This window comes from Lewinellaceae bacterium, from assembly GCA_020636135.1.
In the GTDB taxonomy this organism is placed as follows: Bacteria; Bacteroidota; Bacteroidia; order Chitinophagales; family Saprospiraceae; genus JAGQXC01.
Genome location: JACJYK010000001.1, coordinates 586,623 through 598,874, shown reverse-complemented (window position 1 = coordinate 598,874; position 12,252 = coordinate 586,623). Strand labels below are relative to the sequence as shown.

Genomic DNA, 12,252 nt, shown 5'->3' with positions numbered 1-12,252 from the left:
TCCTATCGCCATCATTTTATCCGATATCTCTTCGGACTCTTTGCCGTACTGCTGTTTTTACCCTCCGTGCGTGCCTATCCCATCGACGGTTACCTCCTCACCGGCATCCGCCGCCTGCTCTACTGGGAACACATTCTCGATGGAACCATCAAAGGGACTGCTCCCATCCCGGGAGCGCAAAAGAAACTGGATGACATCAAACTGAACCTGCTGAATATACCCAAAGGAGACAGCCTGGCTGTACTACCGGAAGCCGATCCGGCCCTACAAAAAGCTGTTGGTTCCCTGTTCCCCTATTTGCACGAGAGTTATTCCCTCACGCTGTTGGACATTACGCCGGGACGGCCCATACGATATGCGAAAAAACAGGAGGACAGAGGATTTCAACCGGGGAGTGTCGGCAAGCTGGCCGTTATCACCGGGTTCTTCTGTGAACTGCAAAACATCTTCCCGGAAGATTTTGAATCCAGGCGGGAGCTCATGAAAAATAAATCGGTACGCGCCGGACAGTGGGCACTCTACGACGAACATACCGTACCCTTCTTCAATCCGGAGACCAATAAACTGGTTAAGCGGACGGTCCAGGCCGGTGATGTCTTCACCCTTTACGAATGGGTGGACCACATGGTATCCGTCAGCAACAATGGCGCAGCATCCGTGGTCTGGAGAGAGGCCATCCTCATGCACGTCTTTAAGGAAAAATATCCGGATCTGACCGAGGAGGAAGCGGAAGCCTATTTCAGCAGTACTCCCAAATCCGAGCTCTCGGACATCGCCAACTCGGTGGTCAATGAACCACTGCGGGAACTGGGTATCACCGAAGATGAATGGAGGCTGGGCCAACTATTCACGCGGGGCGGTACCAACCGCATTCCACCCAAGGGTGGCAGTATCGGCACGCCGTTAGGCTTGATGAAATGGATGGTAGCCCTCGAACGGGGGAAAGTCATCGATGAGCCTTCTTCATTGGAAATCAAACGATTGCTGTACATGACGGATCGCCGGATCCGCTATGCTTCCAACGCCGCTCTGAAAGATGCTGCCGTGTACTTCAAATCCGGCAGTTTGTACCAATGTAAACCGGAAGAAGGCTACACCTGTGCGAAGTATATGGGCAATGCCAATAATTATATGAACTCGGTGTGCATCGTCGAGCACCCGGATGGTACCATCTATCTGGTCGCATTGATGTCCAATGTGTTAAAAAAGAACTCGGCGAATGATCACAATGCGCTGGCCGGCCGGATCGACAAGCTGATGCACGGTTAGTGATCTATAGCTGCTCAGTGTCAACTCCATTTTGAAAGGATGGCTGCTGCGATTTCCCGTTCCTTGTCGGATCCTGAGTCAATGACTTTTTCCAGGATGGCTTGATACCGTGTATCTCCCAGCGCATCAATCAAATGCAGTACCGCCACATGAATACGCGGATCATCGATCTCCAGCAACCGGGATAACGCCTCCCTTTCTGTTGGGAGTGGCACGTCCAGTTCGCGGATGGTGGCTTCGGTGATGGTCTCCAGCATCGACGACTCAATCAGTGGGATCAGTACGCGCTTGATTCCAGGCTCCAGCAGGTTGTCGAGAAATTCCAGGGCGCTGATCCGGCGATCTTTGGCTCCGCTGGATAATCCGCGGTAGATGGCCAGCATATCGGTGGGCGGATAGGTCAATCCCAGCAAGCGGAAGATTATCTCCAGCTGACGGTCCAGCCGGTGTTCAAGGAGCTCGATCAAAGTCTTTCGCACTTTATTGCTGTTGGGGGCATCTGCATCAAGCTGGTCCTGGACATACAGGATGCCCAGGATGGTTTGAAAGCGGTGCGCTACCACCAGGATCCGCTGACTGATGGCTTTTCGGTCGAAGATCAATCCGTCGTTTTCGATACGCAGCCGGTTTAACCCTCTCAGGGATTCATAGCGAATCACCGGATCGGGATGTTCCAGCCACTGGGATAAAAGGCGTACGGCCTCCTGGCGCTGTATCCTCTTGACGACTTTAGGCAACAACCTTTTCACTTCCAGGGGTACCATGGAGTCCTCCATTTCCCTGCGTGCTTCTTTTAATAGTTTGGGCGCCATGTCATCCACAGCCTGGAAGACGACTTGTCGCCAGCGTTTGAAGGGCAGGTAGGGTAAAATCTGTGGTAAAAGATGGATCTGCTGGCTTAACCCAACCGCTTGTATGACTGCACTGCGATAATTGGGATCCTCCTCCGCCAATTTTTCTTCGAGGACTGGATAAAGGTCAGCCAAATGGCCGTAGCCGATGGACCTTAATGCCGCATTCATCAGGTACACACGATGTTCGACGGGGGCATTCCAGGTTGCTTCGTGGAGCATCGACCGGACATTGTCCTCCAGTTGATACTTAGCCGCCAGTGCCGGGTCGTGAGCGGTCTCCTGCGCTAAAAACTCCCATGCGGCTCCCCGTACCTCAACATCCGGGTGGTAAAGAAATAGTTGATACCAGGGGTCATCCGGTCCTGGCGATTGGGTGATCAGATACTCGAAAGCCTTGATCCTTACCTGTTGTGAACTATCGTTGATATAAGACTCAATTTCAGGCAAAAATGGGCTGTGGGTCAGTACTGTCAAATTTTCGATGGCAACGGCTCTGATCTGGGGATCCGGATGATGAATTAGGGGGACAATCGAGTCATACAGCCGGTTGTCTTTCAACTCGAGCAGTTTACCCAATAAATACAACCGCTGTGAATCACCCCCATCCAGTAGCACCTTGCGAATACCACTAAGCACCGACTCGTTCTTAAGATCAATCTCCTTATGCGTGGTGTTTGATTTGGTATTGCCTACTGCTTCGACCTGCAACTTAAACAGACGTATGTATTCCAGGCGAACCCGGTAAGCCAGGTACAGCCACCCAAGCACGAAAAAAACGATCATTACATTGACTGAAAAAGCGGATAAATTCAGGGCATCAACCATAAAGATCAATAGGATGCCACCGATCCCGGTAGCCAGGCTATCGACAAAAACATCAATGAATGTCTTGGTTTGTTTCTTGATATTCAGCGGGATGGGGAGAATCAGCAGCTCCAGAGCCGCCTTATTGATGGATTGCTTAAAACTGCCATCGGACATTTTCAGCATCACAGCTGCCATCAGAGACATCGGATTAAAGAAGAGCATAATGGTAGCAACTAAAATCAGGCCGGGCAGGAAAACCAGAGAGATGCCCACGCCGAGTGTCCCGACCACGCGCCTGGTAAGAAACAACTGGAGTAAAAGGGAGATCACATTGAAGGTCGAATACCAGAATCCAAAGAAAGCGGTCAGTTCATCGGCATCGCCAATATTGGCCGATGCAATGCCGCCAAACTGGAAGTCCACCAGCTTGGCGACCAGTACACTGATGCCCACAATTAATGCGATGTAGGTCAGGTGCCTGGATTCCAGCACCATCCTTGCCGGATGCTTCATGGGTGCTTCTTCCTCCGGTCCGGTATACCGGGAGAATTTTTCAGAACCATAGTTGCGCCAGACATAGCGGCTGATCGGTATTATAGCCCCTAATAACAGTGCGCCTACAAAAGCAAGGTATTCACTGGGCATAAACTGAGCCAGAAATGAAGTCAGATATCCTCCGAAGATGCCGCCGGCAATAGCCCCCGCACCGATAAAACCATACAGTCGTTTGGCTTCCCTTGGATTGAATACCATATTCGCCAATACCCAGAACTGCGAGGTGGTCACCAGCGCAAACAACGCTACCCAGACATAAAACAGGTACAAGACCAGATGAACTGCTATACCAAATAAGAGCAGGGTACCAAAAACCACCAAAGAAATGACACAAAACCACAGGGTACCGGATAACATCTGGAAAAAGGATACCCGGTGTAATGCACGGGCATACAGGGTGGTCACGATTGCGGCGGTGATCGCCACCCAGATAAAGGCGTAGGGTAACGAACGGACCCCAAAAGTGGCCAGAAACAGCGCATTAACAGTGGGCTTGACGATCAGCAGGGTGGAGATGATGAGAAATATATGGGTCATCATCAGAAATGCTCGGCGCATTTCCCCGTCACGTATATCAAATGCTTTTTTGGTAAAATCGTAAACTGTGTTCTGCAAGCTTTCCATCAGTGATGCAAACGGTAAGGCTTACGAGAAAGGTACGAGTTTCAATGCAATATGCACCGTATTGTATCAACCACTACCGGTTGATTTTTTTATGGGGCATTTATTGGGTCAGCTGAAACTTAAGGCGCGGTATTGGGTGAGGCCGCCGGGATGTGCATGACCTGCTCAGCAATCCGTACCAGATCGCGCATGATTTGTTCTCCCTGGGGATCTTCTGCCAAAGCAACCAGAATGTAACGACGGTTACCGCCATCATCAACCAGGATCGAGTCGGCATGATAATTCTTCCAGGAACCGGATTTACGAAACATGGTGGCACCGGGGGCTACCCGGTCGATGGTATTGACAAACTTATGGTGTAGCTCCGGATCTTTCATGATGCGCATCATTTCAGCGGAACGGCTGGGGGACACCAATTTGCCGTAATACATCATGTAATAGAACCGGCAAACCTGGTTGACCGTTGCGGCATGGCTTAATCCTTTCAATGGATCGGGATGACGGTCACCACCGGAACCATACCTTTTACCTACCCACAGACCTCCGCCTTGCTCCTCCGAATACAAATTGTATTTGGGGTCTTCCAGTACATCCTGAATTTTTTCATAACCCAGACGGTCGATCATCCGCGTAGCAGCCTGATTGTCGGACCGGGCAATCATCATCCGCAGATCGGTGTCGATTTCAGGTGTTTCGGATAGCTCACCTTTGAAGAGAGCATCTTCCGCAGCCAGCAGTATGGCTATTTTAGGCAGGCTTGCCGCATACATCATGTTGTCACCATTGACGGTGGCATAGGTGATATGCGTAGGATCGTGCATATCGACAATACCTACAGCCAGCCGTTTACTGGCTATTAATGCACGGTACGTAGGGTTCGCGTTGAGTGTAGTGGTGAGTCTGCTTTGAAAATCATTGCTTTTCCATTGATTCAATGGAATGAATGTTGAAGTTTTAACCGCCAGATAATCCCCATCGGTGGACTGACCGAAAGAAAGCAAAGGCAAGAATAATCCCAGCATCAAAATGATTCTCAACCGCATAGTTTAATTTTAAAGTTCATCAATCAGCGTACCAAAGGAACGAAAAGTTGTTTTGGCTAGTATGCAATCACCTGCCTGCAACTGAAATATTTTTTCCTTTTATGTATTGATCGTGGATTCTAAACAGGTACACTGGTATCTCTAACGCCCTACCCACTGCAATTAATTTCCTACGGCTAAAAACTTTTTTGTGATCCGGGTCACATTCAACCCGAATGATCTTGCCAGAACTCCCGGATGGCATGGATGACCAATTCCTGTTTTTCACGGTATAAACCGATGTACAACGGAAGGCTCAAACATTGTGATGCCAGCTGGTTTGCTACTGGAAATGCTTCTGCTGACCAGCCATAGTCACTAAAGGCAGTTTGACGATGCGGAGGCAGCGGGTAATGGACAATAGTCTCGATTTTTTTAGTCTTCAGCCAGGACTGAAGCTGGTCCCGGAAAGGCGTGTGAATGACATAGAGGTAATAGGCATGTTGTCCCCCATCTGTTGCCGGCGGCAATATCAATCCGGGCAAATCACCCAGACCCTTGTCGTATCCGGTTGCCAGGGTACGTCGCTCTTCCAGCCAGGCATCCAGGTATTTCAACTTGACATTGAGTAAGGCAGCCTGTAACTCATCCAGCCGGTAATTGTAGCCTATCATTTCATTTTGATAGCGTTCCCGCTGACCATAATTGCGCAGTATGTACAACCGATCCGCAATCAATTCATCGCTGGTGGTGACCGCCCCGGCTTCTCCGAGGGCTCCCAGGATCTTGGTGGGATAAAAACTGTGTGCGTTCGCATGACCAAACGAGCCAGTCCGTTTATCCCCTAACCTGGCGCCGTGAGCCTGTGCATTGTCCTCAATCACAAGCAAATTGTTTTCGCGCGCAAGATCCATGATTTCCTGCATCGGACAGGGCATTCCATAAAGATGCACCGGAATTATTGCCCGGGTCCGGTCGGTGAGAGCCTGGCGGATGCCGGCTGCCGATAAATTGGCTGTTTGCGGATCAGGATCCACCGCCACCAGCTCAGCGCCGGTATAGACGACCGACAGCCAGGTCGCCACATAGGTATTGGCTGGGACGATAACCTGATCTCCCGGACCAATACCGCCAGCCAACAGTGCCAGATGCAGCGCCGCCATGCCGCTCCCTACTCCAACTGCAAAATCCTGTCCGATATAGCGTGCATAGTCCAACTCAAAGCGCGATACTTCCGCCCCCAGCACGTACCATTGTCGGTCCAGGAAGGTCTCAAACGCCCGGGAAAATTCCTCCCTCAAAGGATGATGTATTCCGCTAAAATCCAGAAACGGCACTTCATACGACCCCATAGGCTTCTGATTTTGCCTTTTTATAGATCCAGTTGATAGGCATCAAAAATAGTAACTCCCGCACCGAATCCTTCTTTAAACCGGGCTAATCCTTCATTCAACAACGTACCATTTTCTTCATTACAAATTCCAAAATCGAAGTACCGGCAGTCCCGGTAAACGTCTTGGATCAGGTTCTGAAACAATCCGGTCAGCGCCTCCGTCTTTTCTCCTTCGGGCGTAGCCGCGATGTATTGGGCATGAGCCACACCTGCATGATTGTACATCAGGACACCAGCACAAACCTCTTCTTCTTTTATGGCCAGATGCAAGCGGATATTGTCCGGAAATACATCCATCAATCGCTGCAGTTCGGACAGACTATGCACGGGGTTCCGGTCATATTTTCGCTGCAACAATGCCGTCAGGATAGGATGGAACTGGCCGGCATCTGAGCTCTCCTGATAGAAAAAGGCCGTATTGCAAGCTGTGGTCAGAGCCCTTTTCCGGTTTTTGTGCCAGTGGAATGTATTCCTCAAATCGATGGTCATGCTGGTATTCCGGTATAGCCAGTTAGCCCCCATCATAAATAAGGCCCAATGATCTGCCATCGCCGGTTGATGGTGGTAAAGCACTGGTACCGTCTTGTAAATCCATTTTTTGCAACCACGCTCCTGCAGCCAGTTACGAATGCTTGTCAAAACAGGAAGGGCCCAGTTGACCGAAAAATCCTGGTGCTGGATCAGGCCTCCAAAACTCAGTCCCTGGTGCGAAAAGTAAATTGATTCCGTACGGTGGCCTGCCATCAGGCCTATTAACCTTGTTCCACGCCAGATCAGCAAGGATAAATCCTGAAAGCGGTCTGCATGGTAATCCATGTAATTGCGCAGGAACTGGAAATGACCATTTCGTGCCTGCGAAACAAATGTGTCCCAAACTTCCCGGTCCTCTGGCCGGTAAATTGTAATGGTAAAAGCAGGTCCCGGGGATGCCTCCATAGTCATGGCCCCAAGATAATCAACCTGGATAAATTCCGGGTTGACGTTGAGGTTTGTCTCAAAACCAGATCGGTCAATGGAGGGAAATAAACCACGACATCATGGCTCAATACCATGATATTGACCTAGTGCCTTTGATAAGTGTCCAATGAATGTAAAAATCCACGTGTGACAAGTACTAATTCAGGAGTCTTAACGTATGAAATGTAGGCCATAGCAGGCCACACGAATTAACATTAAATATATTTATAATATTTATATCTTTATAGAACTTCAAATAGACGTAAAAAACGATAGCCATGGAAGAGGAAAAGAATTATAAGAATCTAGCCATTATTCTCGGAGCATTATTGGCCGTTGCCATCCTGGTCATTGGCTGGCTGGCCTGGTCCGGTGCCAACAAAAACAAAATGATCTCTACCCAGGATCAGGAACTGGACTCCCTCATCACCGTAAGGGACAACCTGGTCTTTGATCTGGACAGCATGCATACCGCGTATGCAACGGTGGCCATTGAGAATGACTCGCTGAAAGGATCTCTGGAGAATGCCAAAGAATTGTTGACTTCAAAAGATCAGCAGATCTACCGCCTGACCCGGAAAGCAAACAACGATGCAAAGTCTCTGCGTGCCGAAATAGCCAACCTCCAAACTGCCAAGTCCGACCTGGATGCCCAGATCACCATGCTGAAGACCCAGAACGATTCGCTGCGCAATCAGAATGAAGAACTGCAGGCGCAGGTAGCTGCCTATGAAATTCAGACTACGGAACTGAAAGGTCAGGTCGGCGATCTGGAGCAAGCCAATGCCCTGATGAAGCAGCGCGCATCACAACTCGCCAATCAAGCCTTCAAGGCCAGTTCAATGGCGGTTAACTATGTCAAGAACAACGATAAGACGACCATCAAATCAAAAAAGGTGCGCAAAATCAATGTTGCTTTTGATCTGGTGGATGTTCCCGAAGAATATGTTGGACCCCAGAACGTATACCTCTACATCACCAATGCCGACGGAGTGCCTGTGGGGCCTGGCTCCAAAGTGCGGGTTGGGGAAGATGCCCGGACACTGGTCATTGAAGCTCAGGATACCAAAAAGGTCAACATTGGTCCGTCTCAACATCTGGAGTTCACCTATGAATTGGCAGAAAAGCTTAAACCTGGTTATTACATCGCCTCCATTTACTCCGATAAGGGACTCTTGGGATCATCCATCTTCCAGCTTAATTAATACATCGAGATGCCTTTAAAAAGAGTCACCTTATTGCTGGCTGTGATTATTTCCGGTCTGATGTCCGGATGCGTCAGCAGTCGCAAATACAGTGAACTGCAGCAATCCACTGAGAAGACGGAACAATCGCTTCGGGAAGAACTGAAACAGACCCTCGTAGAAAGCAGCCGGTTTAAAGAGCAATACGAGAACACCCGAGATGAATTGATTAAAGCCAATTCGGCATTCAATCAAATCGTTGCCGAAAACATCCTGCTGGAGAAAAAAATAAACGACCTCAATGCCAAACTCGGGTCGGTGTCAAGTGAAGCCGAATCCATACGTGAGACCCTCTATCAGGAGTTGAGCGAACAAAATGAGATTCTGGCACAAAAGGATGCTCAGCTCAGTGAAATTGCCGAGATCTATCAAACCGACCAAACGCAACTGGAAACCATCCTGAGTCAACTAATGGGCCAGTTCAAAAGTGCCAAAGACAGTGAGCTGGAGATCAAACAGGAAGCATCACAGGTCAAAATGATTCTCTATGCGTCCTACCTGTTTGGGTCAAATGGGAAAATCTCCGCCGGCGCCGGTAAGGTATTGCAGCAATTGGGTAAAACCTTGCAGCAATACCCTACCCTGCCTGTCACCGTCACCGGGCACACGGATCCCGATGCTGCCTCTGGTCAGCATACCACACAGGACAATCTGGAGATTAGCGTTTTGCGCGCTGCCTCGATTGCGCGTGTATTAATTCAGGATGCAGGTATGCCGGCCAATCAGATCGAAGTGATCGGAGTCGGAGCTTCACAACCGAGGGTCTCCAATGAAACCCCGGCGGGACGGGCACTGAATAACCGGGTGGAAATCACCATCCGGGTCAACTGGCCTCTGTTACTGCGGAAAATCAGCTCGATTAATCTCGAGTAATTCCATTATGCATCTTTAAAGGTGTTTGAAGGCCTGGTAATCCCGGATGTAATCATCTTCATTGTAATCTGCTGAAGCCAACACCAGTTGGACTGCATCAACCTCATAAATCATGGTATGCCAGTGCATAACCGGGATATAGATGCCGGTATCCGGGCGGTCCAGTTTATACTGCCATTGCTTCCCAGCCAGGTTTTCCACCTGCAGGATAATGGTTCCCTGCAATGCGATCAGTATCATTTCCGTCTGATAGTGGGCATGACCACCACGAATAACAGTTGCCGGTGTCTTGACCGTCCAGAATGATCTGCGTACCTCAAAAGGAATACCTGGCTGCTCCGCGACATACAGGAATCCTTCCTGCGCAGAGCCATGGCCTGCAAATTCGATCTCATACGGCTTAACGGCGCTCATAAACTTCAATATAGGTGCTGGATTGAGCATCGCGATTTGTGGCTTCATCCCCATAAAAATAACGGGAAGGCCGGTCAGGATAGGTTTCTGCGATCGCAACCCTGCGATAACCTTGCTGGACAAAATAAAATGCGTTGTTGAAGTAGCTACGGCCGGATTGGTTTTCATCCTTAAAGAGCCAGGAAAAAGAACTAACCACCAAAAAAAGGTACTTCGGTTTACTCGATTTCATCGCCTCAGAGGCTTCCTGCTGATAGCGTACATTTTCCGGTTCTGCATCGGAGATGAAGGCCGGAAACACATGGCGGGTAGGCGCCACCGAATGGGTGTACAGATAGCCCTCCGGTTCCGAGCCCACAACCAGCACTTCATCGTCCGGGCCTTTGATTCCATTTATGTATTTACCAAGATGGTACATTTCATCAAATGGGTTCAAACCATAAATACGGCGAACCATGATGGTTCTGTCCAATGGAAAATATTGCGCCCTAGCCAGGAAGAACGTTATTCCAATCACTGGCACACAAAGGAGAATATACAGCCAGGAGCGTTGCAGTTGCATGAAGGGGATACGATTACCCACCACATACCATGCATAGGCAGCCCACATGGCCAGGAAAGGCAACAGGTTTAGTGCATAGTGTCCATAATACCTGCCTCCGATGATCAGGTTGATGCCGGCAGCCAGCGTGAGCGTGAGGACATAAATCGGATATCGGCGCGGTTTGTCAATCCAGGCCAGAATCATACCCACTGCACTGACGATTCCCAGCATCCACAACGTCTTACTGGCCAGGCTGATAAAATGGCTTCTTAAGTCCGTCTTTTGATCGTCACCGATTACTTCAGCATAATTCAGTGGCCGTTCGACCAGCCAGTGATAAGCTTCCGGCAAACTCCCCTGCATCCATAATAGAAGCAACATCACCAGCCCCGTCGATATCGAAGCTCCCAATAAAAATATCAGGCCTTTCCAGGGCATTGGCTGCCGTTGCGCCTTCGTTTCGCCGATGGCGATGACGATCGCCGGTAGAAAATAGAATAAGCCGGTTTGTTTGATCAGGACACTCCACGCCAGGATAATCCCACTACCGATCCACCAGAAGTTCTTCTTTTTATCCAATGCCTGGTGCAGCATCCATATTCCACCCAGGGTACACAGGGTGGTCAGGTGTTCGGAAACCATAGCGAGGTCCTGTAAGTAGGGATTGGTGCTGTACAATCCATACGCCAGTATGGCAAGCCAGGCAAACGAGCTATCTGCATACCGCCTGCTGATCCGGAATAGTAAATAACCGGACGCCAGTTTGATGGCCAGGAGTGCTACATGTGCCCCAATCGGTGAGGTACCAAACAAGGCCGCAATCAGAGCATAGCTATAAAATATTCCCGGGGGTTTGATCTCGTAAAAGTCCTGATAAGGAAGCTCCCCATGCAGGATCAGCTTTCCAAAATACAGATACGATCCTTCATCCCGGTCAAATGCAATCGGCAGGTAATAGAGTCGGCTTAAAACCAGGACGACCAGGACCAGGATGACCAGTACAGGCAGGACTGGATAGGTAGCCTGAGACGCGGGACTTGCTTTGGTTTTCTTTTTCACAGGCTTTTTACCGGACGCCTTCATCTCAGTCTTTATGGTTATGGCCCGCAAATTGAATCTTGTCGTAATCGATGAGGTCCGTGTTGTTTACCATTCGGTGGACCTCATTAAGGGCTTTGGAGAAAACGTGAACCTGACCAAGGAAGGTGATGTGATCCACCTCAATCATTTTTTTGATCGCCTGAGTGAATACCGGACGTTTCATCACTGGCATAAGACCATATTTATAATATTTATCCCAGTAATCCGTCATAAACTTACCCTCGGTCTTGCAGACAAACCATTCGTCAAAGATGGAAAACCAAAACATTCGAATGCGGCGGTTGACTTCTTCCGTCATGACGTAATCCGGATCGTGAATATTGGGTGGGAGCTGGGCCTGATGCTGGCGGACCGCATTGACGACCTGAACATGAATTTCGAGATTTTCTGAAATGGTATAATCTTCCATTTCTTCCAGCGTCTTCTCCAGACCTTTCTGGCTGATCTTGACACTTCGGTACATAATGATCACCGAGATCAATGCAACCAATAGAGACATTGCAGAGGTGGCAATAGATATGATCAGCGATAGATCCATACGTTTGATTATTTCGGGTCACTTATTTATTGTATCCCTTCCTGGATGACCGCTTCT

At 49.3% G+C, this 12,252-nt stretch carries 10 protein-coding genes; 3 read left to right on the top strand and 7 right to left on the bottom strand.

Translation table 11 applies throughout. The features are described from left to right. Window positions 1-18 precede the first annotated feature (18 nt). A complete protein-coding gene (locus H6570_02240) occupies window positions 19-1,269 on the top strand; it encodes a hypothetical protein (protein MCB9318073.1) in 1,251 nt (416 codons plus the stop codon). Window positions 1,270-1,289: 20 nt separating this feature from the next. On the opposite strand, the gene H6570_02235 is transcribed toward H6570_02240, so the two are convergent. From H6570_02235 to H6570_02220, 4 genes are all read right to left on the bottom strand, one after another. After that, window positions 1,290-4,043 (bottom strand): hypothetical protein, encoded by a 2,754-nt coding sequence (locus H6570_02235; GenBank protein MCB9318072.1) that lies wholly within the window; start codon window positions 4,041-4,043, stop codon window positions 1,290-1,292. A gap of 185 nt (window positions 4,044-4,228) precedes the next feature. Further along, window positions 4,229-5,131 (bottom strand): serine hydrolase, encoded by a 903-nt coding sequence (locus H6570_02230; protein MCB9318071.1) that lies wholly within the window; start codon window positions 5,129-5,131, stop codon window positions 4,229-4,231. A 227-nt stretch (window positions 5,132-5,358) separates the two neighbouring features. After that, entirely contained in the window at window positions 5,359-6,483 is a 1,125-nt protein-coding gene (locus tag H6570_02225) for a DegT/DnrJ/EryC1/StrS family aminotransferase (GenBank protein MCB9318070.1), read from the bottom strand. A 20-nt stretch (window positions 6,484-6,503) separates the two neighbouring features. Then, window positions 6,504-7,466 (bottom strand): GNAT family N-acetyltransferase, encoded by a 963-nt coding sequence (locus H6570_02220; protein ID MCB9318069.1) that lies wholly within the window; start codon window positions 7,464-7,466, stop codon window positions 6,504-6,506. 293 nt (window positions 7,467-7,759) lie between these two features. On the opposite strand from H6570_02220, the gene H6570_02215 reads away from it, so the two are divergent. Beyond that, a complete protein-coding gene (locus tag H6570_02215; GenBank protein MCB9318068.1) occupies window positions 7,760-8,686 on the top strand; it encodes a hypothetical protein in 927 nt (308 codons plus the stop codon). A gap of 9 nt (window positions 8,687-8,695) precedes the next feature. Further along, window positions 8,696-9,598 (top strand): OmpA family protein, encoded by a 903-nt coding sequence (locus H6570_02210; GenBank protein MCB9318067.1) that lies wholly within the window; start codon window positions 8,696-8,698, stop codon window positions 9,596-9,598. A 15-nt stretch (window positions 9,599-9,613) separates the two neighbouring features. Here the strand turns inward: H6570_02210 and H6570_02205 are convergent, their stop codons facing one another. From H6570_02205 to H6570_02195, 3 genes are read right to left on the bottom strand one after another with little or no spacing between them, the layout of a single operon-like run. Continuing rightward, entirely contained in the window at window positions 9,614-10,012 is a 399-nt protein-coding gene (locus tag H6570_02205; protein ID MCB9318066.1) for an FdtA/QdtA family cupin domain-containing protein, read from the bottom strand. Further along, window positions 9,999-11,615, bottom strand: a complete 1,617-nt coding sequence (locus H6570_02200; GenBank protein MCB9318065.1) for a glycosyltransferase family 39 protein — start codon at window positions 11,613-11,615, stop codon at window positions 9,999-10,001. Before H6570_02200 ends, H6570_02205 begins: the two co-directional genes overlap by 14 nt. A 25-nt stretch (window positions 11,616-11,640) precedes the next feature. After that, entirely contained in the window at window positions 11,641-12,195 is a 555-nt protein-coding gene (locus tag H6570_02195) for a hypothetical protein (GenBank protein ID MCB9318064.1), read from the bottom strand. Window positions 12,196-12,252: the final 57 nt, after the last annotated feature.